Below are 25904 nucleotides of genomic sequence, written 5' to 3' on the forward strand. Positions count from 1 at the left end.
ATGCTTGATAAGACCTACGACGCCAAAGCCGTCGAGCCGAAGATCGCCAAAATCTGGGAAGAGGCAGACGCCTTCCGGGCCGGCGCCGGCGCGGAGGAAGGGGCCGAAGCCTTCACCATCGTCATCCCGCCGCCGAACGTCACCGGCTCGCTGCACATGGGCCATGCGCTCAACAACACGCTGCAGGACATTCTGGTGCGCTTCGAGCGCATGCGCGGCAAGAACGTGCTCTGGCAGCCCGGCATGGATCACGCCGGCATCGCCACGCAGATGGTGGTCGAGCGTCAGCTCATGGAAAAGCAGATCCACCGCCGCGATCTGACGCGCGAAGAGTTCATCGAGAAGGTTTGGGAGTGGAAGGCCGAATCCGGCGGCGCGATCTTCAACCAGCTGAAGCGGCTCGGCGCTTCGGCCGACTGGAGCAGAGAACGCTTCACCATGGACGAAGGCCTGTCCAAGGCCGTGCTCGAAGTCTTCGTCACCCTCTACAAGGAAGGCCTTATCTACAAGGACAAGCGCCTTGTGAACTGGGACCCGAAGCTGCTCACCGCCATTTCCGACCTCGAGGTCGAGCAGCACGAGGTGAACGGCAATCTCTGGCACTTCCGCTATCCGATCGACGGCGAGGCGTTCGACCCTGAGAACCCGAAGACCTTCATCACGGTCGCCACGACGCGTCCCGAGACGATGCTCGGCGACACGGCCGTGGCCGTGCATCCCGATGACGAGCGCTTCTCCGGTCTGGTCGGACGCAACGTCGTGCTGCCGATCGTCGGCCGCAAGATACCGATCGTCGCCGACGAATATTCCGATCCTGAAAAAGGCTCCGGTGCGGTCAAGATCACGCCGGCGCATGACTTCAACGACTTCGAGGTCGGCAAGCGCCACAAGCTGCCGGCGATCAACGTCCTGACGGTCGATGCGGCCATCAAGCTGAAGGACAATGAGGATTTCCTCGCCGGTCTCGATGTGACACCGGAGCGCCAGGCTGTTTGGGACGAGCTGGATGGGCTCGACCGCTTCGCCGCCCGCAAGAAGATCGTCGAGCTGATGGAAGCCGGCGGCTTCCTGGAAAAGGTAGAGCCGCACCGGCACACCGTGCCGCATGGCGACCGCGGCGGTGTGCCGATCGAGCCGTTCCTGACCGACCAGTGGTATGTCAACGCCGCCGAGCTTGCCAAGCCGGCGATCGCCTCGGTGCGCGAGGGCCGCACCAACTTCGTGCCGAAGAACTGGGAAAAGACCTATTTCGACTGGATGGAGAACATCCAGCCCTGGTGCATCTCGCGCCAGCTCTGGTGGGGTCACCAGATCCCGGCCTGGTACGGACCGGACGGGCACGTCTTCGTCGAGAAGACCGAGGAAGAGGCGCTCGCTGCCGCCATTGAATATTACCTGGCGCTGGAAGGACCGTGGAAGGCCTGGGTCGAGGACAAGCTCGAGAACTTCCAGCCCGGCGAGATACTGACCCGCGACGAGGACGTGCTCGACACCTGGTTCTCGTCGGCGCTGTGGCCGTTCTCGACGCTCGGCTGGCCCGACCAGACGCCGGTGCTCAAGACCTATTACCAGACCGACGTGCTGGTGACCGGCTTCGACATCATCTTCTTCTGGGTCGCCCGCATGATGATGATGGGCCTGCACTTCATGGACGAGGAGCCGTTCCACACCGTCTATGTACACGCGCTGGTGCGCGACAAGAACGGGCAGAAGATGTCGAAGTCGAAAGGCAACGTCATCGATCCGCTCGACCTGATCGACGAATATGGCGCCGATGCGCTGCGCTTCACGCTGACCGTCATGGCGGCGCAAGGCCGCGACGTGAAGCTCGATCCGGCGCGCATCGCCGGCTACCGCAATTTCGGCACCAAGCTGTGGAACGCGACGCGCTTCGCCGAGATGAACGACGTCGCGCGCAACGACGAGTTCTGGCTGAACGACGCCAAGCTGCCGGTCAACCGCTGGATCCTGACCGAGCTGACGCGGGCGGCGCGCGCCGTCACTGAAGGCATCACCAGCTATCGTTTCAATGAAGCGGCGGGCGCTGCCTACCGCTTCGTCTGGAACCTGTTCTGCGACTGGTACCTGGAACTGTTGAAGCCGGTGTTCATGGGCACCGACGAGGCCGCCAAGGCCGAGAGCCGGGCCTGCGTCGCCTTCGTGCTGGACGAAATCTACAAGCTCCTGCATCCGATGATGCCGTTCATGACCGAGGAATTGTGGGCGCAGACCGCGGGCGAGGGCAAGGAGCGCTCGTCGCTGCTTTGCCACGCCGCATGGCCGTCGCCCGATTTCGAGGATGAGGAGGCCGCCGCCGACATCAATTGGCTGGTCGATGTCGTCTCGGGCGTCCGCTCGGTGCGCTCGGAGATGAATGTGCCGCCGGCGGCAATCGCGCCGCTGACGGTAATCGGCGCCAACACGCTGACACAGGAGCGGCTGGAGCGCCACGCGCAGGCGATCAAGCGGCTGGCGCGTGTCGGCGATATCGCGCTCGGCGATGCGCCGCCGCAAGGTTCGGCGCAGATCGTGATCAACGAGGCGACGGTAAGCCTGCCGCTCGGCAGCCTGATCGATCTCCAGGCCGAGGCCGCGCGGCTGCAGAAGGAACTGGCGAAGGTCACCGAGGAAATCGCCCGCCTGCACAAGAAGCTTTCAAACGAAAAGTTCGTCGCCAACGCACCTGAAGAAGTGGTCGAGGCAGAGCGCGAGAAACTCGCCGAATATCGCGAGGCGCAGGAGAAGCTTTCGGTGGCTTTGACCAGGGTCCGCGACGCCGGCTGAACGGCAAGATTCGCCGCCGCTCCGAAGGCGCTTTCCGGTACGTTAGCTGCCTCGAAGATGGCGGCTGCCGCTACGTTAATTTTGACGTAAACGGAAAGTTTGCGCCCCATTGTTGCCATAATGTAACAATGAGGGCCGTCAGCCCCAAAACCGGCTGTTTTTGCCCCGTTTTTGGCAGTTTCCCCGGATTTTTTCGATCCTTTGACGCCGGTTCGCGCGACTTAGGCGCCGATTGCGGCGTCGATGACCATGGCAAAAATAGGTGCTGTCAAGATGTACATGTACAGCTCCCGAGATCGTTGTTGCGTCATTAACCCGAATTGGTTCTAGCTTGAGCCACTTGTATTTTGGGGAGGGATTTCCATGAACATTTTGCGGGTCAAAGCGCTGCTGGGGGCAGGGTGCTTTTCGATCGCTTTGATTGGTGCCGCAGCCGTCCCGGCCCATGCCGGCGGTCTGGAGCGTGGCTGGTACGACATCGATCTGCTTTTCGATCCGGCACAGGTCACGGGCGAGGTCACCGGCACCTATGTGATGCCGCAACGCGACCTCAAGAATGTGAAGGATGCGGATCCTTCTGACGGCAATCTCAATGCACTGGGTAGATCGAGCACAGCCCGCGACACTGAAAGCTATTGGGTGCCGAGCGTGGGTATCAAGGTTGGCATGGGTCCGATCGATTGCTTGGGGGACTACTCCCAACCGATCGGTGCTTCCAGCAATCCGGGCGCCAACTGGGCGGGTGCACAAGGGAACGTCAATACGCAGGTAAAGAGCGAAGCCTTTGGTGCGACCTGCTCGTACAAAATGGACCTCGGCAAGGGCCAGTTTCGCTTCATTGGCGGCGTGTTCCACGAGGATGTTTCGGGCTTCAAGGAACAGCTGGTTGCTCCCATTCCGGCAATATTCGGTACGGGCATCGGACGTCTTGATCTTGAGGGAGACGGATGGGGATGGCGCGCTGGCGTAGCTTATGAGATTCCGGACATCGCGCTGCGTGCCAGCCTGGTTTATAATTCGGCTGTCAAGCTCGATGATCTAAGCGGAACGCTTGATCTGACCCAGGTTCCAGGGTTCATCAATCCGTTAAACCCATTTTTGGGCAGGGTCACCGATGTCAGCGGTTCCTCGGAGGTCCCGCAGTCAGTGGAGCTCAAGCTGCAGTCCGGCATAGCTCCCGGCTGGTTGGCCTTTGGGTCCATCAAATGGGTGGATTGGAGCGTGCTGCAGAGCATTCCTTTCTGCCCGACGGGCGTGGCAGTTTGCACCACGACCAGTCCTACTCGGCTTACATCTCTCGACTTGCTCTATCGTGATGGCTGGACGGTTGCCGCAGGCATCGGCCACAAGTTCAACGATCAATGGAGTGGGGCTGCAGGGATCACTTGGGATCGCGGCACGACTACCGGTCTCAGCGCTCAGACAGATACCTGGACGCTCAGCGCTGGCGTGGCTTATACGCCGACTCAGAATGTGGAAGTCCGTCTAGGCGGCGCCTTGGGCGTGCTAACCAGCGGGCATATCCACTCGGTCGTTGGTTCTGACGGCGTTACCTACGGCACGGACTATACCGCCGACTTCGGCAACGACCTCGTGTCGGCCATTTCAGGATCCTTCAAGGTCAAGTGGTAACTGCCTAAATTTGAACGGAAAAGGGCCGGGCATTGCCCGGCCCTTTTCGTTGATGACAGCGATCGTAATTTTCAGTGCTCAACTCGCTACGGCAGATTCGCCGCGCATCCGGCGCCCGATACGATTGTGACGTTTCAGCAACAGTTTATGAACAACCCCTGCTGTAGAAGTCAGAGAGAGGGGACTGCCCATTTCCCGCCATAAACCCGGAGCACCCGAGATATGTCCCGGGATGCGTGCCAGGTTGGCGCGGCGATGGGACCGGCCGCGGGGTGTGCGGCAAGGACGATGATGGACGCCAAGGCAATCTCCAAGGCCAAGCTGCCCAGCCGCTACGTGACCGAAGGTCCGGCGCGGGCGCCGCATCGTTCGTATCTCTATGCCATGGGGCTGTCGGCGGCCGAGATCGCGCAGCCTTTGGTCGGCGTCGCCAGTTGCTGGAACGAGGCGGCTCCCTGCAACATCTCGCTGATGCGCCAGGCGCAAGTGGTCAAGAAGGGCGTTGCGGCCGCCAACGGCACGCCGCGCGAGTTCTGCACCATTACCGTCACCGACGGCATCGCCATGGGTCACCAGGGCATGAAGTCGTCGCTGGTGTCGCGCGAGGTCATCGCCGATTCGGTCGAGCTCACCATGCGCGGCCATTGCTACGATGCGCTGGTCGGGCTCGCCGGCTGCGACAAGTCGCTGCCCGGCATGATGATGGCGATGGTGCGCCTCAACGTGCCGTCGATCTTCATCTATGGCGGCTCGATCCTGCCCGGCAGCTATCGCGGCCGGCAGATCACCGTGCAGGACGTGTTCGAGGCGGTCGGCCAGCATTCGGTCGGATCGATCAGCGACGCCGAATTGCTCGAGATCGAGCAGGCGGCCTGTCCTTCCGCCGGTTCCTGCGGCGCCCAGTTCACCGCCAACACCATGGCGACTGTCGCCGAAGCGATCGGCCTGGCGCTGCCCTATTCCTGCGGCGCGCCGGCGCCATACGAGATGCGCGACCGTTTCAATTTCGCCTCGGGCGAAAAGGTCATGGAACTGATAGCCAGGAACATCCGGCCGCGCGACATCGTCACGCGCAAGGCGCTGGAGAACGCGGCGACCGTGGTGTCGGCCACCGGCGGCTCGACCAACGCGGCGCTGCACCTGCCGGCGATTGCGCATGAGGCCGGCATCAAGTTCGACCTGTTCGACGTGGCGGCCATCTTCGAGAAGACGCCCTATATCGCCGACCTCAAGCCGGGCGGCAAATATGTCGCCAAGGATATGTTCGAGGCCGGCGGCATTCCGCTTCTGATGAAGACGCTGCTCGACCACGGCTATCTGCATGGCGACTGCTTGACGGTCACTGGCCGCACTTTGGCCGAAAATATGGAGCACGTTTCCTGGAATGAAAGCCAGGATGTTGTGCGTCCCGCCAATCGGCCAATCACCAAGACAGGCGGCGTTGTGGGCTTGAAGGGCAACCTTGCCCCCGAAGGCGCGATCGTGAAGGTCGCGGGCATGTCGGAACTGAAATTCTCCGGTCGGGCGCGCTGCTTCGATTCGGAAGAAGAGTGCTTCGAGGCGGTCACGCAGCGCAACTACCGGGAAGGCGAGGTTCTCGTCATTCGCTACGAGGGGCCGCGCGGCGGTCCGGGCATGCGCGAGATGCTGTCGACGACGGCGGCGCTCTACGGCCAGGGCATGGGCGGCAAGGTGGCGCTGATCACCGATGGGCGCTTCTCCGGCGCCACGCGCGGCTTCTGCATCGGCCATGTCGGGCCGGAAGCGGCGGTCGGCGGGCCGATCGGGCTGATCCAGGACGGCGACGTGATCTCGATCGACGCCGTGAAAGGCACGATCGAGGTGGCCTTGTCGGACGCCGAACTGGCGATCCGGGCAAAGAATTGGAAGGCGCGCGAGACCGACTATCAGTCCGGCGCGATTTGGAAATATGCGCAGGCCGTAGGGTCGGCCCGCGACGGCGCGGTGACCCATCCGGGCGCCGCCAAAGAAACGCACTGCTATGCGGACATCTGAGGTGTTGAGGTCGTCTGTCTTTTCGGCACTGGTCGCTCTGGCGACCTTGGGCGCCGTCGGGCAGGCCATGGCCTTCGACGACAAGGTGTTCGACGACAAGACCGGCGTGAAGCCGCAGTCGAGCCCCTGGGCGGTGTTCCAGTTCGGGTTCTCCGCCTACAAGAGCGGCCATAAGGATCAGGCGGTCGAGGCCTATAAATACGCCGCCGAGAACGGCCAGATCGGCGCCACCTGGAAGCTTGCGCGCATGTATGCCGAAGGCGACGGCGTGACGCGCGACGATTACGCCGCTTTCAAGTTCTTCTCGGAAATCGTCGATCAGGATGTCGAGCCCGGCTCGCCGGAAGAGAGCTATGTGTCGGACGCGCTGGTGGCGCTCGGCGACTATCTTCGCAAGGGCATTCCCGGCACCCCGGTCGAGGAAAACGACGTCGCGGCGCAGGAATATTACATGCGCGCCGCCGCCAACTACCGCAATCCAAACGCCCAGTTCGAGATCGGCCAGATGTTCCTCAAGGGCGAGGGTGGCGTGAAGGCCAGCGTCAAGCAGGCAGGCCGCTGGCTGCAGCTCGCGGCCGAGAAGGGCCATGCCGGCGCGCAGGCGACGCTCGGCAATCTACTGTTCCAGAGCGGCAAGGTCGTGCGCGGCCTGGCGATGATGACCGCGGCGCTGGCGCGGGCTCCGGCGGCCGACCAGCCCTGGATCCGCAACATGCAGGAAGAGGCTTTCGCCGCGGCCGGCGAGGCCGATCGCCGGACCGCGATCTCGCTCGCCGACGATATCCTGACCAAGGGCAACAACGGCGACCAGTAAGCGCAGGTTGGCGATAGCGTGCATGGCAGCTTGGCGCATGCATTGGCTAATGTAGCGCTGGTCGACCCCCCACTCCGTCTCGGCTTCGCCGAGACACCTCTCCCCCGATCGACGGGGTAGAGGAAGGCGCCAAGCTTTTTGTCGTCAACGCTCGTCCGGCAAGGCTCCTTTCCTTTCCCTCCGGAGGGGGGAAGGTGGCGCTGCGAAGCAGCGACGGATTGGGGGAACCACCTGGCAATCAAGCCTCGGCCTGATCAGTCGCGCCAGTCTCAGAAGATGTGTGCATAGCGTAACCTGGATGGCGGGGAGATCAACGAAGCCTCAGTTCTCGGTCGGCTCCGTCGGCGTCTGGCCGGGCGTCGGGGTCGAAAGCGATGTCGGGTGCGGCTTTGGCGCTTCGCCCGGACATTCGTCCTTGATCCTGGTCCAGGACGTGTTGTTGAGAACCATGTCGCAGCGGGCGAGGTAACTCTCGCCGGCCAGCGTCAGGCACGCCGTCTCGCCGACGTTGAAGGATTTGCCGTTGGCAAGACAGGTTGGCGCCGCCAGCAACGGCGCCGGCGCGGCAAGCGCCAAGGCAAGGCCGGCTGGCCAGAAAAGAAATCGGATCGCCATTCAACCCCCACAGCAAGCCGCATCAAAGACGGGATTTGTGGCGATACTGGGTCAGGGTGCCTGGCAACGTCTCAGGCGGGCTGCAGGCTGAGGTCGATGGCGACCGGCACGTGGTCGGACGGCTTTTCCCAGGCGCGGACGTGCTTTTCCACCGAGGCCGACGAGAAGCGGTTGGCGGCTTCGGGCGAGAGCAGCAGGTGGTCGATGCGGATGCCGTTGTTTTTCTGCCAGGCGCCGGCCTGATAATCCCAGAAGGTGTAGACGCCGGCCGAGTCGGTCACGGCGCGCACCGCTTCGGTGAAGCCGAGATTCTTCAGCCGGCGAAAGGCCTGCCTCGTCTGTGGCTGGAACAGCGCGTCGCCCAGCCAATTTTCGGGAAACCGGGCATCGGCGGGTTCGGGAATGACGTTGTAGTCACCGGCCAGCACCAGCGCTTCCTCGAGCCGCAGCCGCTCCTGCGCCCAACGCTCCAGTCGCGCCATCCAGGCGAGCTTGTAGGAAAACTTCCGTTCATCGTCGACCGGATTGCCGTTCGGCAGATAGAGCGAAGCGACGCGCAAGGCGCCCTGGTCGGTGGAAAAAACGCCTTCGATGAAGCGGGCATGATCATCCGCATCGTCGCCCGGCAGGCCGCGATTGACCTCGTCGAAGGGAAGCTTCGACAGAAGAGCGACGCCGTTAAAACTCTTCTGGCCGTTGGTCTCGACATTGTAGCCCAGCGCCTCGATCTCGGCGCGCGGGAACTGGTCGTCGACAGTCTTGATCTCCTGCAGGCACACGATGTCCGGCGCGCTTTCGGTCAGCCAATGGGTGAGGTTGCCGATGCGGGCGCGAACGCCGTTGATGTTCCAGGTGACGATCTTCATGAGGACCTCAATGCTCTTCGGGCGGCAGGCGTTCGACGAGGCCGATCGTATTGCCTGCGGGGTCCTTTAGGAAGGCCATCCATTCGCTTTCCCCCGCCGGGCCGAACCGCCCCTCGGTGTCGCGGTGGACGAGCGTCGGCGGCGCGGTGAAGGGAATGCCCGCGGCTTTCGCCTCGGCGTGGAAGGCTTCGAGGCCGGCGATGTCGAAATAGACGGTGCCGGCCGGGACGCCGTCGGTGAAGAGGAGGCGCACGTCACCGGCCATAATGAAGGCAATACCGGGCGGGTCGTAGCGGGCGTGCACGTTCAGACCAAGCACGTCACGCCAGAAAGCAAGCGTCGCATCGAGATCGCGGCCAGCCGAGAGCGCGACCTGACGGACCGCGCCGATGGCAGGCATCGGACTATATGGAAAAGCTCGTGCCGCAGCCGCAGGAGGCGACCGCGTTCGGGTTCCTGATCTGGAAGGACTGGCCCATCAGATCGTCGACGAAGTCGATCACTGAGCCGCCCATATAGACCAGCGACAGGTCGTCGATCAGGATGGTTGCGCCGTCCTTCTCGATGGCGACATCGTCATCGTTGCGGTCGCCTACCAAATCGAACTTGTAGGAAAAGCCGGAGCAGCCGCCGCCTTCGACGGAAACGCGCAGCGCCGTCTTGCCCGGTTCGCCGGAAACAATCCTGGCGATCCGCTTCGCCGCGGCATCGGTCATCTCGACCTTCATGGCAGTCTTGGCATCCGCGCCCATCGGCGTCACCTTGCTTTCGGTTTCACATGATAGGTATGAAGCGGGCGGGGCCAAGTCAACTGGTGGATCAATGGACGAGCGGCAGGGCAAGGATGCTCTCGGCGACATCGGGTTCGGCGACCGGCCGCGCGCCGTCTATGCGAGCGATCCGGCGCGCTCGCGCGGCCGCCTGTTCGACGAGCCGGAAAGCCCGACCCGCACACCGTTCCAGCGCGACCGCGACCGCATCATCCATTCCACCGCCTTTCGCCGGCTGAAGCACAAGACGCAGGTGTTCGTCGCGCATGAGGGCGACCACTACCGCACGCGGCTGACGCATTCGATCGAGGTGGCGCAGATCGCCCGCGCGCTGGCACGGGCATTGCGCGGCGACGAGGATCTCGCCGAAGCCGTGGCGCTGGTGCATGATTTCGGCCATACGCCCTTCGGGCATACGGGCGAGGACGCGCTCAACGAGAAGATGGCGACCTGGGGCGGCTTCGATCACAACGCCCAGTCGCTGCGTATCGTGACGCGGCTCGAGCGGCGCTATGCCGAATTCGACGGGCTGAACCTCACCTGGGAAACGCTGGAGGGGCTGGTCAAGCACAATGGCCCGCTGACCGACGCGAGCGGGAAGGGGCTCAAGGGCCCGGTGCCGCAGGCGATCCGCGACTATTCGGAGCTGCACGACCTCGAGCTCGACCGCTTCGCCGGCATCGAGGCTCAGTGTGCGGCGATCGCCGACGACATTGCCTACAACGCCCATGACATCGACGACGGCTTGCGCGCCGGCCTGCTGACGCTGGATATGCTTGGAGAGGTCGGTCTGCCCGGCTCGATCCTGAACAGCGTGCGTGCCAAATATCCTCAGCTCGACGATGTTCGCACCGGCCACGAGCTGATGCGCCGGCAGATCACGCTGATGGTCGAGGATGTCATCGCATCGACCATCGCCAATATCGAGCGCCTGAACCCGGACAGCGCCGACGCGGTACGCGCGGCCGGCGAGACCTTGGTGACCTTCTCGGCCAGCATGGCGGCGGCCGAAAAGGAATTGAAGGCCTTTCTCTACAAGCATCTATACCGGCATGCGGAGGTTATGCGCGTGCGGGCCGATGCCGAACAGATCGTGCGCGAGCTGTTCGACGTCTATTTCGCCGATCCGCGCGCCATGCCCGACGGCTGGCGCGAAGGGCTCGACCGGGCCGAGGACCGCATCAAGGCGCGCAGCGTCGCCGACTTCCTGGCCGGCATGACTGACACCTATGCACTCAAGGAACATCGGCGTCTGTTTGACCATACGCCCGATTTGAGCTAGGGCGAGCCTCGATTTTGCCGGCCACCGAGCCGGTCGCCTCTTAAAGCCCAGAGCACTTCCGATGAATATCTTCGCCGATTTCAACGCGCGGATCATAAAAGCCGTCGAAGCCCTTGACCTGAAAGACAAGGATGGGGCCGCGCCCGACCTGTCGCGTGTCGCGGTCGAGCCGCCGCGTGACGCCAGCCATGGCGACCTCGCGACCAACGCGGCGATGGTGCTGGCCAAGCCCACCGGACAGAACCCGCGCGCGCTTGCCGAGAAACTGGCCGAAGCGCTACGGGGCGATGCTGATGTTGCCTCGGCCGAGATCGCCGGGCCGGGCTTCGTCAATCTCAGGCTGAAGGACGGCTTCTGGCACACGCACCTGGCGGCGTTACTCGGCGAGGGGCGCAATTATGGCCGCTCGACCGTCGGCGGCGGCCGCAAGGCCAATGTCGAATATGTCTCGGCCAATCCGACCGGCCCCATGCATGTCGGTCATTGCCGCGGCGCCGTGGTCGGCGATGCTTTGGCCAATCTGATGGCCTTCGCCGGCTACGACGTGACCAAGGAATACGTCATCAATGACGCCGGCTCGCAGATCGACGTGCTCGGCCGCTCGGCGTTGCTGCGCTATCGTGAAGCGCTCGGCGACGATATCGGCGAGATCCCGTCCGGTCTCTATCCGGGCGACTATCTGGTCCCCGTCGGCCAGGCGCTAGCCAAGGAATTCGACCGCGGCCTGCTGCAGATGCCGGAAGAGGAGGCGCTGGCGATCGTCAAGGACCGCACAGTCGACGCGATGATGGCGATGATCCGCGAGGATCTGGCGCTGCTCAACGTGCATCACGACGTGTTCTTCTCCGAGCGCACGCTGCATGCCGACAACGCCAAGAAGATCCGGGCGGCGATCGCCGACCTGACGCTGAAGGGTCACATCTACAAAGGCAAGCTGCCGCCGCCCAAGGGCGAGAAGCCGGACGACTGGGAAGACCGCGAGCAGACGCTGTTCCGCTCGACCGCGGTCGGCGACGACATGGACCGGGCCCTGGTCAAGTCGGACGGCTCGTTCACCTATTTCGCCGCCGACGTCGCCTATCTCAAGGACAAGGTCGATCGCGGCTTCGTCGACCTGATCTATGTGCTCGGCGCCGACCATGGCGGCTATGTGAAGCGGCTCGAGGCGCTGGCGCGCGCGGTTGCCGGCGATGCCGTCAAGCTCACCGTGCTGCTTTGCCAACTCGTAAAACTGTTCCGCGACGGCGAGCCGGTCCGCATGTCGAAACGGTCCGGCGATTTCATCACGCTGCGCGAGGTCGTGGAAGAGGTCGGCCGCGACCCGATCCGCTTCATGATGCTTTACCGCAAGAACGACGCGCCGCTCGATTTCGACTTCGCCAAGGTCACCGAGCAGTCGAAGGACAATCCGGTGTTCTACGTGCAGTACGCGTCGGCGCGCTGCCATTCCGTTTTCAGGCAGGCGAGCGAGCAGCTCGGCGAGGCGAACTTCGATCGCAACCGGCTCGCGGCCTCGGTGGCTGCGCTGGCCGACGAGGGCGAGATCGCGCTGATCCGGAAGCTGGCCGAATATCCTCGGCTGATCGAATCCGCGGCGCTTTCGCTGGAGCCGCACCGGCTGGCATTCTACCTCTACGATCTGGCTTCCAGCTTCCATGCACAGTGGAATCGCGGCAACGACAACCAGGACTTACGTTTTGTTAAGGTTAACGACCGAGAATCAACTTATGCCAGACTAGGGCTGGTGCAGGCTGTTTCGGATGTTTTGACTTCCGGCCTGACGCTGATCGGGGCAGACGCGCCCATCGAAATGCGTTAGGTTTAACTAAAAAACCTGTCACCTTTTGCCCACATTGCGCTGGTAAGGGCCAACCCTGCGCGACGTCCATGGCGTCCGACTGTGTGCGAGTTCGGGAACAATAATGGCAGACAGAACCCCGCTGAAAGTAGCCGACCACAACGACATCGCCGACGATGATCCGTTCGCTGAACTGACCCGGATCATGGGTTTCGATCCGCGCCAGCCGGTGCGGCAGCCGGCCCCCGCGGCCGAAAAGGCCAATCAGGCCGTGGAGGCTGACGATTTCGACATCGACCTCGAGAAGGAGTTGATGGGCGAGTTCGACACCGTCGAGGAAAGCGCGCCGGTCGCTCAGCAGGCTGCACTGCATCAGATCAGCAAAGAGCCGGCCTTCGAGGCTGCCAGCGCCGCCGCGAATGACGACGAGCTTACCGCTTCCTTCGAGCAGGATTTCGTATTCGACGACGCGGCGGATTATGCCGACTTCGCCGTGGCCCGTGCGCCGGAGCCGGATTTTGCGCCGCAGCCGCAGGCGGCGCCCGAACCGGAAGTCGCGCCAGAGGCGCATTTTGGATCTGAGGCGCATTTCGCGCCGGTGCCAGAAGAAGCTTCCGAGCCGGAAGTCGCTTTCGACGACGATTTCGACAAGGCGGTCGCCAGTTCGCTCGATGTCTCGCCGGTCGAAGATGATCTTGCGATCGACCGGGAAATGGCGGCTTCGCTGGACCAGGATTTCCAGCTCGACCATCACGAGCCTGCCAATCTCGACGATCAAGAGCTCGCCAACCTCGACGATCAAGAGCCGGCTGACGCGCGCCAGGACGCCGTCGAGGCCATGCAGGCCGCGAGCGAGGCGGCGTTCGACGCCGATTTCGACAACGCGGTCCAGATGTCGCTCGAAGACGAGCTGTCGTTTGAGAGCCACGAGCCGGAGCAGCATGCGCAGGCCGCCGAGCCGGTCGAAGCTCACGCAGCCGCCCCGCTGATTTCCGAGGACGATTTTGCCGGTCATTTCGATCAGGCGATGACCGATGTCGATATCAATCTCGGCCAGGATATGGATCTCGGCCAGGGTCAGGATCTTCAAGAGCCTGAGCTGTCGCTTGACGAAGAGTCTGCGCCGGCTGTCGAGGCGTCGGCCGAGACGGCCGCCGCCGAGCCGGAGCTTGCCGCGCCCGAACCTGCCGCCGCGCTGACCCTCGATGACGATTTCGAGCTGAGCTTTCGCGATGCGTTGAACGAGGAGCCGCAAGCTCCGGCCGTCGAGCCTGTTGCCGCGCTGCAGCCGACCGTCGCCGAGGCGGCGGCTCCCGTCGTCGCCGCTCCGGTTCCGCCGAGCGCCGCCGTTGAGCCCGTGAAACCGGCCGCCAGCGAGCGCAGCCTGGAAGACGAGCTCAATGCGCTGCTTGGCGCCATGACCGCGCGGCCGATGCCGGCTGTCAGGGAGCCTGCTCCGGCGCCCCGGCTGGTTGTGCAACCTGCGAGCTACGAAAGCGAGAAGACCGAGACCGACGATCTCGACTGGAATCTCGACGAGCAGCAGCCGTCGCAGAGCGGCCAGGGCGATCTGCCGGTCGAAAGCGACCTGGACGACCTGCTCGCCAGCGAGCTCGATCACCAGGATTTCGCAACCTCGGCCAAGGCAGAGCCCGCGGTCGATTTTGATGACGACGAATTCGGCGCCGCTTTCGCCCGGAGTATCGAAGCCGAGCAGGAGGCCGCCCGGGCGAAGGCAAATTCGTCCGATTGGCTGCATTCTACGAACGCCGAGCCGGCAAGGTCGTGGAGTCGCTCGACCCCGACCGCCGCTCCGCCGGTGCAGGCTTCGTTTGCTGCGCAGCCGGCAGCCTCGGCGCCGGTGCAGATGACCGCACCTTCAGCGCCAATGCAGGTGTCGGCGCCGGCCTACCGCAGCGAACTGGCTACGGATTATTCCGCCTACGCCAAGCCGGCGCAGGCGCCCGTGCCTCCACAACACCCCCACGAGCATGATGACATGCCCGACGTCGAGACGGTCGACGTGCCGGAGCGCGTGGTCGCGCTCGCGGACGACCTCGACATTCCGGAGCTCAGCTTCGAAGAGGACCAGCCGGCGGCACCCGCATATGACGATCTCGATGCGGAATTCGCCAGTCTGCTCACCGACATGAACGCGACGGAGATCGCGTCGGCGCCGACACAGAGCCGCAGCTATGACGACGAATCCTATAATGCCGGCTTCAATGGCTATGATCGTCGCGACTTGCGTGCCGAGGCTCCGGCGGCTCCGGTGACCCCGGCTGCGCTTGCCGCCGCGAATGATTACGATGCCGATGATTTGCCCGGCAGCCGGCCGGTTTCGCAGGCGGACGAATTCGCCGCCGATGAACTCGACTATGATCCCGAGCTCGAAGAAGCGATGGCGATCCCCGGGCTTGCCGAGCGCTCGTCGGCGCAGTCGCGCAGGCGCGGCGTGATGATCGCGGCGCTCGTCGGCGCAGTGGTGGTTTTCGGCGGCCTTGGCGCGCTGGCCTTCTCCTTCGGCGGCAAAGGCGGCGGCGCGGCCCCGGTGATCGTCAAGGCCGACAATTCGCCGATCAAGGTGAAGCCCGAAAATCCGGGCGGCACGGTGGTGCCGAACCAGGACAACAAGGTTTACGACGCGGTCGCCAAGGGCGGCGGCGCGGCCAAGCCGGCCGAGCCGGTGCAGCAGAAGCTGGTGAACACCACCGAGCAGCCTGTGGACCTGGCATCGAAGGAACCGCCGCAGAGCCGTGTGGTCGACCTTTCGCCCAACGACAATGGCGCCGCGGCCGGCACTGACGCCGCCGGCGATCCAGGCACAGCATTGCCCGGCGTCGAGCAAGCGGCTGTGCCCGCAAGCACGCAACCTGCCGCGCCCGCAAGCGCGCAGCCTACCGCGCCGGCAAGCGCGCAGCCGGCGGCACCGGCGCCGAAGTCGGAAGACCGCATCGCCCAGGTGCTGCAGCAGGATGCCGAGAACACCGCCAACAACGATGTCGTCGCCGTCGCGCCGCGCAAGGTGAAGACGATGATGGTGAAACCCGACGGCTCGCTGGTGCCGCGCGAGGACCCGGCTCCAGCCGCTGCGCCGAAGGTCGCCGCGGCCGAACCGAGCGATCCGGCGCCGCAACATGTCGCGCCGGCCTCCGACGGCCAGCAGACGGGAACCGTGGCTTCCGACGCGGGCCAGGCCGTTACGGACCAGGCCGATGCGCCGGCCGTCAAGCCGGTGAAACCCGCGAAGAAGACTGAAGCCAAGGCGCAGTCGGCCAACACGCCGGCAGTGGCGCCGGTGGCGCCGGCGCGTCCGTCCGACCAGCCGGTCGATATCGTCGGCGAGGTCAAGCCGGACCAGGTCGCTTCGATCGATCCGGCGGCGGCCGCCGGCGGCGGCTCGTGGTCGATGCAGATCGCATCGCAGCCGACGGTCGAAAGCGCGCAGTCGACCTATCAGGACCTGCAGCGCCGCTATGGCGGCGTGCTGTCCGGCCGCACGGCCAACATCGTCAAGGCCGAGGTCGCGGGCAAGGGTACCTTCTACCGCGTCCGCGTTGCGGCCCAGTCGCGCAACGATGCGATCAGCCTTTGCACCAGCTACAAGGCGGCCGGCGGCAACTGCTTCGTATCGCGCTGATTAAATCAAGCCTATCAAAGCCGGCGCCGCCGAAAGGCCGCGCCGGCTTTTCGTTGTGGACGGTTGCGGGCTTTGGCTGGTCCGAGGGCAGGGGTGATTCCCTTTGCTCGCTCAAAGCCTTAAGCTTCCGGGCATGAGCGAATCAAAATCCATGATCCTCGGCTGCGCCGGGAAATCCCTCACAGAGGACGAAATCCATTTCTATCGGGACGAACGTCCCTGGGGCTTCATCCTGTTTGCGCGCAACATCGGCGAGGCCGGGCAGATCCGCGACCTCGTCGCCTCGATGCGCGACTGCGTCGGTCGCCCGGACGCTCCGGTCTTCATCGACCAGGAAGGCGGCAGGGTGCAGCGCCTGCGCCCGCCGCTGGCGCCGAACTACCCGGCCGGCGGCGCACTTGGCGCATTGTGGCGCGATGATCGCGAGGCAGGCCGCCGCGCCGCCTGGCTGATGGCGCGGCTGCATGCCTTCGATCTCTCGCGCCTCGGCATCACCGCCGACTGCCTGCCGGTGCTCGATGTGCCCGTCGAAGGCGCCAGCGACGTCATCGGCGCGCGCGCCTATGGCAAGGAGCCCAATGCTGCGATCGAGCTTGGCCGGGCCTCGGCCGAGGGGCTGATGTCGGGCGGCGTGCTGCCGGTGATGAAGCATATTCCCGGCCATGGCCGCGCCTTTGCCGACACGCATTTCGCGCTGCCGACCGTCGATACGCCGCTCGATGAACTCAGACGGCATGATTTTGCCCCGTTCAAGGCGTTGAACGAGCTGCCGATGGCGATGACGGCGCATGTCGTCTACAGCGCGGTCGACCCCGACAATCCGGCGACGACGTCCGCCAAGGTCGTGGATCAGGTGATCCGCGGCGAGATCGGCTTCGACGGGCTGCTGATGAGCGACGACACGTCGATGAAGGCACTTTCTGGGGATTTCCCGACAAAGGCGGCCTCGATCCTTGCGGCCGGCTGCGATCTCGTCCTTCACTGCAACGGCGTTTTCGAGGAGATGTCAGGGATCGCGTCGCGCACGACGGCGCTGTCAGGCAAGTCTTTGCAGCGCGCCGAGCGGGCGCTGACCTATATAAAGGATCGCGACGTCGCCGATGAAACGGCCATACGCGCAGAATTCGCCACCTATTTCGAAGCGGTGGCCTGAACCGAAGGGACGAAGGGCAAGTGGCGGAGACATTGGAAGGCAAGGCCGCGAAGGCCGCACCGATGGACCGCCTGTGGGCCGAGAACGACGATTCACGCCTGACCGGCGACCCGTCGCTGGTCGTCGACGTGGCGGGGTTCGAAGGCCCGCTCGATCTTCTTTTGCATCTTGCCCGCAACCAAAAGGTCGATCTGGCGCGCATTTCTATCCTGGCGCTCGCGGAGCAATATCTGGCCTTCGTCGAAAAAGTGCGGGCGCTTAGGTTAGAGCTTGCCGCCGACTATCTGGTGATGGCGGCGTGGCTGGCCTTCCTGAAGTCGAAGCTCTTGATCCCGAAACAGCCGGGCGAGGAGGGCGAAAGCGGCGAGGAACTGGCGGCGGTGCTGCAATTCCGGCTGAAGCGCCTTGAAGCCATGCGCGACGCCTCGGCGCGGCTGGTGAACCGCAACCGTCTTGGGCGCGACGTCTTTGCGCGCGGCATGCCGGAAATGGTCATTGTCGAGAAGCGCAACAGCTTTTCGGCTTCGCTCTACGATCTGCTCACCGCCTATGCGCAGCAGCGCCAGCGGCAGGCGATCAACAATGTGACGATCGCCCGGCGCGCCGTGTGGTCGCTCAAGGATGCACGCGAGGTGCTGGCGCGGCTGATCGGCTCGGTCGGCGACTGGACGACGCTCGACAGCTTCCTGATCGAATATCTGGCGGCGCCGGAAGAGAAGCGCACGGCGATGGCCAGTTCCTTCGCGGCGACGCTCGAGATGGTGCGCGAGGGCAAATTGGAAGTTCGGCAGGATCAGGTGTTCGCGCCGATCTATCTGCGCGGCCGCGCGCAAGGGGTAAGGGCAGTCGAGGTGGTATCATGAGCGAACGCGCCAACGCGTCGGTCATCCCGTTCAAGGTCGAGGACGAACCGGAAGACGAGATGGCCGAGCAGGGTTCCATCGAAAACCCGGCCGAGCGGCTGCAATTGTCGGAAGCCGTGCGCATGGCCGAGGCGATCATATTCGCCAGTGCCGAGCCGGTCAGCGAAAAGCAGCTTGCCGCGCGCCTGCCGGAAGGCGTCAACATTGCCGCCGCAATGGCGGATCTGCAGGAAATCTATGCCAAGCGCGGCGTCAACCTGGTACGGGTCGGCGATGCCTGGGCCTTCCGCACCGCCGGCGACCTGGCTTTCCTGATGAGCCGGGACTCCGTGCAGCAAAGGAAGCTCTCGCGCGCGGCGCTCGAAGTGCTGGCGATCATCGCCTATCACCAGCCGGTGACGCGCGCCGAGATCGAGGACATCAGGGGGGTTGAAACGTCGAAGGGCACGCTCGATACGCTGCTGGAAACGGAGTGGGTCAGGATGCGCGGGCGCCGCCGCACGCCCGGACGGCCGGTGACCTACGGCACCACCGACGCTTTCCTCGATCATTTCGCGCTGGAGGAGATCCGCGATCTGCCCGGCATGGAAGAGCTGAAGGGCGCTGGCCTGCTCTCGACGCGCATGCCGGCGAATTTCTCGATGCCGGTGCCGCCGGCCGATCCGGACGCGCTCGCCGAAGACGAGGACGCGCTGACGGATATCGACCTCGAGGAACTCGGCCTGCTGACGCCGCGCGTCACCGACGAGTGATCATCAAATCGCCGCGAATGGTCTATTAGCAGAGGCTGCGCGGATTCGTAGCAAGCCGCTCACGCCGAAAGTGCGTGACATCCGCTAGCCATTTTATCAACTTCGTAGCGGTTGTGTTTGAATCCTTGAGCGAAAACGCATAGATCATCGCCGAGGGAAACCATTCGAGAGAGATTGTTATGGGTTCATTTTCGATTTGGCACTGGATGATCGTGCTGGTCATCGTGCTTCTGGTGTTCGGCCGCGGCAAGATCCCGGAACTGATGGGCGACATGGCCAAGGGCATCAAGAGCTTCAAGAAGGGCATGGCCGACGACGACGCCGACGACAAGCGTACCGTCGAACATCGCGCTGACGAGACTGTTTCGCCGGCCAAGGAAAAGGTCAGCAAGAGCTGATCTTCGTTGTTGCTTTGAGCATGCCGTTGTCCCAAAACCGCTTCGCATTTTTGGGCAGCAGGCACCCGTCGGAATAGATTGTCATGTTCGAAGTCGGTTGGAGCGAGCTGCTGGTGATCGCGGTCGTCATGATCGTGGTCGTCGGGCCGAAGGATTTGCCCAACATGCTGCGCACCTTCGGCCGCACCGCGGCGAAATTGCGCGCCATGGCCGGCGACTTCCAGAAGCAGTTCAACGAAGCGCTGAAGGAAGCCGAGCTCGACGATGTGAAGAGCTCGATCGATAGTCTTCGCGGCCTCAATCCGATGAACGAGGTGCGCAAGCAGCTCAATCCGTTCGAGCAAGCCGCGGCCGATGTGCGCGCCGGCGTCGATACGATGATGAAGCCCAAGCCGGCCGCCGATCCGGCGGCACCGGCAGCGGAGACGCCGCAGGGCGCCGAGCCGCTCAAGAACGGTGCGACGGACCTGCCTCGCGTCGGTGGACCCGAGGCTGCGTCTGCCGCTCCAGCCTTCCCGGCCATGACCGACGCCTCCGTCACCGCACCGGTTTCTGACGCCGCCGTGCCGGCCAAGCCGGCGAAAAAGGCGGTGACCGCCAAGGCAAGGACCGCCGGCGCCGCGGCGAAAACGGCAGCGGCATCAAAGGCGCCGGCAGCGAAAGCGCCGGCCAAAGCCGCAGCGCCTGCAACGAAGGCAGCGCCGAAGGCTGGGGCAAAGCCTGCCGCGGTGAAGAAGCCGGCCGCGAAGAGGGCAACCGACGGCAAGAAGATGACGGGCGGCACCAAGTGAGCGTTTCGGACAAGGAGCGGGAAGAAATCGAGAAATCGTCGGCGCCGCTGATCGAGCATCTCGTCGAGCTGCGCCGCCGCCTGATCTGGTCGCTGGGTGGCTTTTTCGTCGCCTTTCTCGTCTGCTTCTTCTTCGCCAAGCGGCTGTTCAACCTTCTGGTCATCCCGTTCAAATGGGCGACGCAATGGGCAGGTCTCGACCCGCACAAGGTCGAGCTGATTTATACCGCGCCGCAGGAGTTCTTCTTCACCCAGGTGAAGCTTGCCATGTTCGGCGGCATGGTGATCGCCTTCCCGCTGATCGCCACGCAGATCTACAAGTTCATCGCCCCCGGCCTCTACAAGAACGAGCGCAGCGCCTTCCTGCCGTTCCTGATCGCCTCGCCGATCCTGTTCCTGATGGGCGCCTCGCTGGTCTATTTCTTCTTCACCCCGATGGTCATGTGGTTCTTCCTGGCCATGCAGCAGACCGGCACCAACGACCAGGTGCAGATTTCACTGCTGCCGAAGGTGTCGGAATATCTCAGCCTGATCATGACGCTGATCTTTTCCTTCGGCCTGGTGTTCCAGCTGCCGGTGGTGACCAGCCTTTTGACGCGCGTCGGCATATTGTCGTCGCAGGCGCTGGCCGAGAAGCGCAAATGGGCGATCGTGCTTTCCTTCGTCGTTGCCGCCGTGCTGACGCCGCCCGATCCGATGAGCCAGTGCGGCCTCGCCATACCGACCATCATTCTCTATGAGGTCGCCATCTGGTCCTCGCGCATGATCGAGCGCAGCCAGGCGCGCGACCGCCTGGCGCGCGAGCAGGCGGAGGCGGGGAGCTCTGCCGCGAGCAACACGCCGGATGCGCCATCGGCCTAGGCTGCGTTGATATTCAGGTGATGCCGGCCTGCGAACGATGGTTTCCTGCGCTTCCGGTGCTCACGTACTTCAAGTACGCTCCGCTCCGGTTCTCGGAAACCACCGTTCTCGGCTCGGCCTGACCTGAATCTCAACACGCCTAGACGAAAGCGGTCAACCCGGGAAAATCGCGGCTGTCGTTCTGCCCGCCGTCTTGCATCGATGGCGGATGCGGTTTACCCCCTCGATCCTTAAGGCGCGTCGCGCTGAAACGGATTCAAGCGGCGCGCTTTAAGTCTTGGTTTTGATGCATGTCGTTATCCCAAAACCGCGACACACTTGTGGGCGACATGCATTGCTTTGAGGATCGACCATGCTTGACATCAAATGGATTCGCGACAACCCCAAGGCCCTTGTCGAAGCGCTGGTGAAGCGCTCGTGGCCGGCGGATGAAGCGCAGTCCACGGTCGACGACCTGGTCGCCAAGGACGAAGCGCGGCGTTCGCATCTCAGCGAATTGCAGGTCAAGCAGGAACGCCGCAATGCCGCCTCGAAGGAGATCGGCAACGCCATGCGTTCAGGCGATTCGGCGCTCGCCGAGAAGCTCAAGGGCGAGGTCAGCGAGATTAAGGCGTTCATCCAGAATGGCGAGGCGCGCGAGCGCGAACTCGACAAGGCGCTGGACGACGCGCTGGCGGTTCTGCCCAACGTGCCGCATGACGATGTGCCGGTCGGCAAGGACGAGCACGATAATGTCGTCAAGCGCATCGTCGGCGAGGTGCCGACGCGTCCGAATTGGGTGAAGGAGCATTTCGAGATAGGCGAAGCGCTCGGCATGATGGATTTCGAGCGGGCGGCGAAATTGTCCGGCTCGCGGTTCACGGTGCTGAAGAGCCAGCTGGCGCGCATGGAGCGGGCGCTAGGCCAGTTCATGATCGACCTGCACACGACAGAGCACGGTTATGAAGAGATCATCCCGCCGCTGATGGTGCGCGACGAGGTATTGTTCGGTACCAATCAGCTGCCGAAATTCGAACTCGACCTGTTCTTCACGCCGCATGGCGACAGTCGGCTTGGGCTCATTCCGACGGCCGAAGTGCCGCTCACCAATCTCGTGCGAGAAGAGATCACCGCGCATGAAAAGCTGCCGCTGCGCTACACCGCGCTGACGCCATGCTTCCGCTCGGAAGCCGGCTCGGCCGGCCGCGATACGCGCGGCATGCTGCGCCAGCACCAGTTCTACAAGGTAGAGCTGGTCTCGATCACCGACCAGGAAAGCTCGCTCGCCGAGCATGAGCGAATGACTGAATGCGCCGAGGAAGTGCTGAAGCGGCTCGGCCTGCCGTTCCGCACCGTCACGCTTTGCACCGGCGACATGGGTTTCGGCGCGCGCAAGACCTACGACATCGAGGTCTGGCTGCCGGGGCAGAACGCCTATCGCGAAATCTCGTCCTGCTCGGTCTGCGGCGATTTCCAGGCCAGGCGCATGGATGCCCGCTACAAGGACAAGGACGGCAAGGGCAATCGCTTCGTCCATACGTTGAACGGCTCGGGCACCGCGGTCGGCCGCGCTCTTATAGCCGTCATCGAAAACTACCAGAATGAGGATGGCAGCGTAACCATTCCTGAAGTGCTGCGGCCTTACATGGGTGGTCTCGCGAAGATCGAAGCGAAGTGATTTGATGCGCATTCTCCTGACCAATGACGACGGCATCCACGCCGAGGGGCTGGCGTCGCTCGAACGCATCGCCCGCACGCTGTCGGACGATGTCTGGGTGGTCGCGCCCGAGCAGGACCAGTCCGGCTACGCGCATTCGCTGTCGATCTCGGAGCCGCTCAGGCTGCGCAAGATCGGCGAGAAGCATTATGCCGTGCGCGGCACGCCGACCGACTGCGTCATCATGGGCACGAAAAAAATCCTGCCCGGACCGCCGGACCTGATCCTGTCCGGCGTCAATTCCGGCGCCAACATCGCCGACGACGTCACCTATTCGGGCACCGTGGCGGGTGCCATGGAAGGCGCGCTGCTCGGCGTGCGTTCGATCGCGGTCAGCCAGGCCTATTCCTATGTCGGCGAGGACCGCGTCGTGCCTTACGAGACGACCGAGGCGTTGGCGCCGGCGCTGCTCAAGCGGCTGGTGGAAACGCCGTTGCCGGACGGTGTGCTGCTCAACGTCAATTTCCCGAACTGCGCGCCCGACGAAGTGGAGGGGACCGTCGTCACCGCGCAGGGCAAGCTGGTGCACAGCCTTTGGGTCGACGAGCGGCGCGACGGGCGCGGCCTGCCTTACTACTGGCTGCGCTTCGGCCGCGAGCCGGTCGAAGGCAAAAAGGGCACGGATCTCCATGCGCTGCGCAACCGGCTGGTGTCGGTGACGCCGCTGCAGCTCGACCTCACCGCGCATGAGCTCCGCGACCAACTGACCAAGGCGCTGTCATAAAATAGGGTTTTGGCATGAACACGGTTTTGGCATGAATACGGGCATCGACGACCGCGAAGGTTTTGCCGCTTTCCTGCTCAGGCTGCGGGGCAGGGGCGCGGCGCCCAAGGCGCTGGTCGCCGCCTTCGAGGCGACGCCGCGGCGTGGTTTCCTGCCGGCGCAGTTCCATGCGGTCGCCTGGACGGACGGCATGCTGCCGATCGAATGCGGCGAGGCGATCGAGGGCGCCGATCTGCAGGCGGCGGTGATCGCCGCGCTCCATATCGAGCCGGGCAACCGCGTGCTCGAGATCGGCACCGGTTCGGGCTACACGGCCGCCGTCATGTCGAGGCTTGCGGCGCGCGTCATCACCGTCGACCGCTACAAGACGCTGGCCGAGCAGGCAAAGCAGCGCTTCGAGGCGCTGGCCATCAGCAATGTCATCGTCCGCCAGGCCGACGGTTCCAACGGCCTGCCCAATGAAGGACCGTTCGACCGTATCGTCGCCTGGGCCGCCTTCGACAGCCTGCCGCGCTTCCTGCTCGACCAGCTGTCGAGCGGCGGCATCGTCATCGCGCCGATCGGTCCGGAAGAGGGCGAGCAGGTGCTGGCCAAGCTCACCAAGGTCGGCAGCCGCTTCGAGCGCGAGGACATCGGCATGGTCAGGCTGCAGCCGATCCTGCGTAGCGTCGCGATGGTGATTTAAGGGCCTCACAGCCCTCGCCAAAATTTCCGCCAATGTTTTAAGAAAATTTTTGTCGGATTCTAATGGGTTAACCGCCCAGTAACATTAACGCGCTTTAATCGTGACCAGTTTGTACCGGGTCTGTGCGGGTTAGTGCGATGCAATTCAATCACTTGAAGGCAAACAGACGTAATCTGGCGCGCGGTTGCGCTGTCCTGATGATTGCCGGCGCGGCGGCCGGGTGCAGTTCCCAGTCGATGCGCTTCAACGGTGTCGACGACGTGTTCACGTCGTCCACCAACAATCAGCGCGCCATCATAAACAAGCAGAATGTCGACCAGCCCTATCCGGGCGACGCGGTCGCGCCGGCGCCGGTCGACGGCACCCACACCCAGTCGGTGAGCCGCTCGAGCCTCGATCCGGTCACGGCGCAGCAGCTGCCGCCGCCCTCGCAGCCTGCCGCGCCGGCCAGGCCGATGCGCACAGCGTCAGCCCCCGCCCTTGCTCCAGCTCCCGCGCTTGCCCCCGCACCGCATGTCGACAGGACGACCACCAACACCGTCGCGCCGGCCAAGCCGTTCAAGACGGCCGAGCCCGACGCCGTGCGCAACGCCAGTGCTGCCCCGCATGCGACCGAAATCGTGGTCAGGGACGGCGAGACGCTTTCGGGCCTGGCGCAGCACTATCACGTGCCTGCCGATGCCATCGCCAAGGTCAACGGGATCGATCCGAAGAAGGGCATCCGCAGCGGCCAGAAGATCGTCATTCCCGCCTATGCCTATTCCAGCAAGGAGCCGAAAGTCGCCGATGGCAAGCCGGTGAATACGCCGAAGCAGCCTGCCGGCGCGCCGGAGAAGGTCGCGGTGCTGCCGCAGCAGCCGAAAATCAAAGACGGCAAGTCGGCCGCTCAGGTCGATACGTCGGCCGCGGCCAGCGGCTCGAAGGACCCCAAGCCAGCGGCGCAGATGGCTGAGGCCAAGCCGGCCGGCGCCGGCGGCTCCTACACGGTACAGCAGGGCGACTCGCTGTCGTCGATCGCCAGGAAGACCGGCGTCGGCGTCGTGGCGCTGAAGAAGGCCAACGGCATGCAGGACGGCCTGCTCAAGATCGGCCAGACGCTCAAGGTTCCGGCCAGCGGCACGGTCGCCGTTGCCGCGGCAAAGCCCGCGGCCACCAAGCCGGCGGTCGATCCGGTGACGACGGCAACGACGCCGCCGGCGGCCAAGACCACCGAGACGCTCGCCTCCTATACGCCGCCGAAGAAGGACGCCAAGGTCATCCAGCAGGCCGAGGACGACGATGCGGTGGCGCCCGACGCGACCGGGATCGGCAAGATGCGCTGGCCGGTGCGCGGCCGCGTGATCTCCGGCTTCGGTTCCGGCAAGGACGGCGTCGACATCGCGGTGCCCGAAGGAACGCCGATCAAGGCGGCCGAGAACGGCGTCGTCATCTATGCCGGCGACGGCCTCAAGGAATTCGGCAACACCGTGCTGGTGCGGCACGAGAACGGCCTGGTCACCGTCTATGGCCATGCAAGCTCGATCGAGGTGCAGCGCGGCCAGAAGGTCAAGCGCGGCCAGGAAATCGCGCTCTCCGGCATGAGCGGCACCACCGACTCGCCCAAGCTGCACTTCGAAGTGCGCAAGAACTCGGCCCCGGTCGATCCGAGCGGCTACCTCGAATAGAACAAGAACCGTTTGCGGGCCGCCTGACCTCCAGTCCGGCCCGCCGTCTTCAGCCCGCTCCGCAAGGAGCGGGCTTTTTCAGATCCGTGCAACATGCCTGC

The 25904-nt window shown here is 64.1% G+C and carries 21 protein-coding genes; 17 read left to right on the forward strand and 4 right to left on the reverse strand.

What is annotated here, in order from left to right:
- From CK219_RS01535 to CK219_RS01550, 4 genes are all read left to right on the forward strand, one after another.
- On the forward strand, nucleotides 1–2784 hold the full coding sequence (locus tag CK219_RS01535) for a valine--tRNA ligase (protein WP_095765006.1): 2784 nt from the start codon (nucleotides 1–3) through the stop codon (nucleotides 2782–2784).
- A gap of 363 nt (nucleotides 2785–3147) precedes the next feature.
- Entirely contained in the window at nucleotides 3148–4416 is a 1269-nt protein-coding gene (locus CK219_RS01540) for an OmpP1/FadL family transporter (protein WP_095765007.1), read from the forward strand.
- 291 nt (nucleotides 4417–4707) lie between these two features.
- Entirely contained in the window at nucleotides 4708–6432 is a 1725-nt protein-coding gene (gene ilvD / locus CK219_RS01545; protein ID WP_095765567.1) for a dihydroxy-acid dehydratase, read from the forward strand.
- The gene (locus CK219_RS01550; RefSeq protein WP_095765008.1) at nucleotides 6419–7246 is read left to right on the forward strand and encodes a tetratricopeptide repeat protein; all 828 of its coding nucleotides are present in this window, start codon (nucleotides 6419–6421) and stop codon (nucleotides 7244–7246) included. The genes ilvD and CK219_RS01550 overlap by 14 nt, the downstream gene beginning before the upstream one ends.
- Before the next feature lie 321 nt (nucleotides 7247–7567).
- On the opposite strand, the gene CK219_RS01555 is transcribed toward CK219_RS01550, so the two are convergent.
- The 4 genes from CK219_RS01555 to erpA form a co-directional block, all read right to left on the reverse strand.
- The gene (locus tag CK219_RS01555) at nucleotides 7568–7861 is read right to left on the reverse strand and encodes a hypothetical protein (protein ID WP_095765009.1); all 294 of its coding nucleotides are present in this window, start codon (nucleotides 7859–7861) and stop codon (nucleotides 7568–7570) included.
- A 71-nt stretch (nucleotides 7862–7932) separates the two neighbouring features.
- Nucleotides 7933–8727: an exodeoxyribonuclease III gene (gene xth / locus CK219_RS01560; protein ID WP_095765010.1), complete on the reverse strand. Its 795-nt coding sequence runs from the start codon at nucleotides 8725–8727 to the stop codon at nucleotides 7933–7935.
- A gap of 7 nt (nucleotides 8728–8734) precedes the next feature.
- On the reverse strand, nucleotides 8735–9127 hold the full coding sequence (locus tag CK219_RS01565; protein ID WP_095765011.1) for a VOC family protein: 393 nt from the start codon (nucleotides 9125–9127) through the stop codon (nucleotides 8735–8737).
- Nucleotides 9128–9131: 4 nt separating this feature from the next.
- The gene (gene erpA / locus CK219_RS01570; protein ID WP_042644753.1) at nucleotides 9132–9479 is read right to left on the reverse strand and encodes an iron-sulfur cluster insertion protein ErpA; all 348 of its coding nucleotides are present in this window, start codon (nucleotides 9477–9479) and stop codon (nucleotides 9132–9134) included.
- Between the two features lie 70 nt (nucleotides 9480–9549).
- Between erpA and CK219_RS01575 the strand changes: the two genes are divergently transcribed.
- The 13 genes from CK219_RS01575 (at nucleotide 9550) to CK219_RS01635 (ending at nucleotide 25803) form a co-directional block, all read left to right on the forward strand.
- Nucleotides 9550–10779: a deoxyguanosinetriphosphate triphosphohydrolase gene (locus tag CK219_RS01575; RefSeq protein ID WP_095765012.1), complete on the forward strand. Its 1230-nt coding sequence runs from the start codon at nucleotides 9550–9552 to the stop codon at nucleotides 10777–10779.
- Nucleotides 10780–10840: 61 nt separating this feature from the next.
- A complete protein-coding gene (gene argS / locus CK219_RS01580; protein ID WP_095765013.1) occupies nucleotides 10841–12598 on the forward strand; it encodes an arginine--tRNA ligase in 1758 nt (585 codons plus the stop codon).
- Between the two features lie 103 nt (nucleotides 12599–12701).
- Entirely contained in the window at nucleotides 12702–16217 is a 3516-nt protein-coding gene (locus tag CK219_RS01585; protein WP_095765014.1) for an SPOR domain-containing protein, read from the forward strand.
- 133 nt (nucleotides 16218–16350) lie between these two features.
- Nucleotides 16351–17370, forward strand: coding sequence for a beta-N-acetylhexosaminidase (gene nagZ / locus CK219_RS01590; RefSeq protein ID WP_095765015.1), 1020 nt, complete (start codon nucleotides 16351–16353; stop codon nucleotides 17368–17370).
- Nucleotides 17371–17432: 62 nt separating this feature from the next.
- Nucleotides 17433–18233: a ScpA family protein gene (locus CK219_RS01595; RefSeq protein ID WP_095765568.1), complete on the forward strand. Its 801-nt coding sequence runs from the start codon at nucleotides 17433–17435 to the stop codon at nucleotides 18231–18233.
- A complete protein-coding gene (gene scpB, locus CK219_RS01600) occupies nucleotides 18230–18985 on the forward strand; it encodes an SMC-Scp complex subunit ScpB (RefSeq protein WP_095765016.1) in 756 nt (251 codons plus the stop codon). The genes CK219_RS01595 and scpB overlap by 4 nt, the downstream gene beginning before the upstream one ends.
- A gap of 179 nt (nucleotides 18986–19164) precedes the next feature.
- Entirely contained in the window at nucleotides 19165–19383 is a 219-nt protein-coding gene (locus tag CK219_RS01605) for a twin-arginine translocase TatA/TatE family subunit (protein WP_027167260.1), read from the forward strand.
- Nucleotides 19384–19466: 83 nt separating this feature from the next.
- Nucleotides 19467–20174, forward strand: a complete 708-nt coding sequence (gene tatB, locus CK219_RS01610; protein WP_095765017.1) for a Sec-independent protein translocase protein TatB — start codon at nucleotides 19467–19469, stop codon at nucleotides 20172–20174.
- Nucleotides 20171–21034, forward strand: coding sequence for a twin-arginine translocase subunit TatC (gene tatC, locus CK219_RS01615; RefSeq protein ID WP_095765018.1), 864 nt, complete (start codon nucleotides 20171–20173; stop codon nucleotides 21032–21034). Before tatB ends, tatC begins: the two co-directional genes overlap by 4 nt.
- Nucleotides 21035–21386: 352 nt before the next feature.
- Nucleotides 21387–22691 carry a serine--tRNA ligase gene (gene serS, locus CK219_RS01620; protein ID WP_095765019.1) on the forward strand — a complete coding sequence of 435 codons (1305 nt, stop codon included), beginning with the start codon at nucleotides 21387–21389 and terminating at the stop codon, nucleotides 22689–22691.
- 4 nt (nucleotides 22692–22695) lie between these two features.
- Nucleotides 22696–23454: a 5'/3'-nucleotidase SurE gene (surE, locus tag CK219_RS01625; protein WP_095765020.1), complete on the forward strand. Its 759-nt coding sequence runs from the start codon at nucleotides 22696–22698 to the stop codon at nucleotides 23452–23454.
- A gap of 31 nt (nucleotides 23455–23485) precedes the next feature.
- Nucleotides 23486–24139 carry a protein-L-isoaspartate(D-aspartate) O-methyltransferase gene (locus CK219_RS01630; protein ID WP_095765021.1) on the forward strand — a complete coding sequence of 218 codons (654 nt, stop codon included), beginning with the start codon at nucleotides 23486–23488 and terminating at the stop codon, nucleotides 24137–24139.
- A 137-nt stretch (nucleotides 24140–24276) separates the two neighbouring features.
- Nucleotides 24277–25803, forward strand: a complete 1527-nt coding sequence (locus tag CK219_RS01635) for a LysM peptidoglycan-binding domain-containing M23 family metallopeptidase (protein WP_095765022.1) — start codon at nucleotides 24277–24279, stop codon at nucleotides 25801–25803.
- Nucleotides 25804–25904: the final 101 nt, after the last annotated feature.

It is taken from the genome of Mesorhizobium sp. WSM4313, assembly GCF_002294725.1.
Lineage (GTDB): Bacteria > Pseudomonadota > Alphaproteobacteria > Rhizobiales > Rhizobiaceae > Mesorhizobium.

Excerpts from the sequence above, each read along its gene's own strand:
- CK219_RS01565 (WP_095765011.1), bottom strand. The coding sequence starts at position 9,127 with ATGCCTGCCATCGGCGCGGTCCGTCAGGTCGCGCTCTCGGCTGGCCGC.
- CK219_RS01535 (WP_095765006.1), top strand. The coding sequence starts at position 1 with ATGCTTGATAAGACCTACGACGCCAAAGCCGTCGAGCCGAAGATCGCC.
- CK219_RS01630 (WP_095765021.1), top strand. The coding sequence starts at position 23,486 with ATGAATACGGGCATCGACGACCGCGAAGGTTTTGCCGCTTTCCTGCTC.
- CK219_RS01540 (WP_095765007.1), top strand. The coding sequence starts at position 3,148 with ATGAACATTTTGCGGGTCAAAGCGCTGCTGGGGGCAGGGTGCTTTTCG.
- scpB (WP_095765016.1), top strand. The coding sequence starts at position 18,230 with ATGAGCGAACGCGCCAACGCGTCGGTCATCCCGTTCAAGGTCGAGGAC.
- CK219_RS01575 (WP_095765012.1), top strand. The coding sequence starts at position 9,550 with ATGGACGAGCGGCAGGGCAAGGATGCTCTCGGCGACATCGGGTTCGGC.
- tatB (WP_095765017.1), top strand. The coding sequence starts at position 19,467 with ATGTTCGAAGTCGGTTGGAGCGAGCTGCTGGTGATCGCGGTCGTCATG.
- CK219_RS01585 (WP_095765014.1), top strand. The coding sequence starts at position 12,702 with ATGGCAGACAGAACCCCGCTGAAAGTAGCCGACCACAACGACATCGCC.
- xth (WP_095765010.1), bottom strand. The coding sequence starts at position 8,727 with ATGAAGATCGTCACCTGGAACATCAACGGCGTTCGCGCCCGCATCGGC.
- serS (WP_095765019.1), top strand. The coding sequence starts at position 21,387 with ATGCTTGACATCAAATGGATTCGCGACAACCCCAAGGCCCTTGTCGAA.
- CK219_RS01595 (WP_095765568.1), top strand. The coding sequence starts at position 17,433 with ATGGACCGCCTGTGGGCCGAGAACGACGATTCACGCCTGACCGGCGAC.
- surE (WP_095765020.1), top strand. The coding sequence starts at position 22,696 with ATGCGCATTCTCCTGACCAATGACGACGGCATCCACGCCGAGGGGCTG.
- ilvD (WP_095765567.1), top strand. The coding sequence starts at position 4,708 with ATGGACGCCAAGGCAATCTCCAAGGCCAAGCTGCCCAGCCGCTACGTG.
- argS (WP_095765013.1), top strand. The coding sequence starts at position 10,841 with ATGAATATCTTCGCCGATTTCAACGCGCGGATCATAAAAGCCGTCGAA.
- CK219_RS01555 (WP_095765009.1), bottom strand. The coding sequence starts at position 7,861 with ATGGCGATCCGATTTCTTTTCTGGCCAGCCGGCCTTGCCTTGGCGCTT.
- CK219_RS01550 (WP_095765008.1), top strand. The coding sequence starts at position 6,419 with ATGCGGACATCTGAGGTGTTGAGGTCGTCTGTCTTTTCGGCACTGGTC.
- erpA (WP_042644753.1), bottom strand. The coding sequence starts at position 9,479 with ATGGGCGCGGATGCCAAGACTGCCATGAAGGTCGAGATGACCGATGCC.
- CK219_RS01605 (WP_027167260.1), top strand. The coding sequence starts at position 19,165 with ATGGGTTCATTTTCGATTTGGCACTGGATGATCGTGCTGGTCATCGTG.
- nagZ (WP_095765015.1), top strand. The coding sequence starts at position 16,351 with ATGAGCGAATCAAAATCCATGATCCTCGGCTGCGCCGGGAAATCCCTC.
- CK219_RS01635 (WP_095765022.1), top strand. The coding sequence starts at position 24,277 with ATGCAATTCAATCACTTGAAGGCAAACAGACGTAATCTGGCGCGCGGT.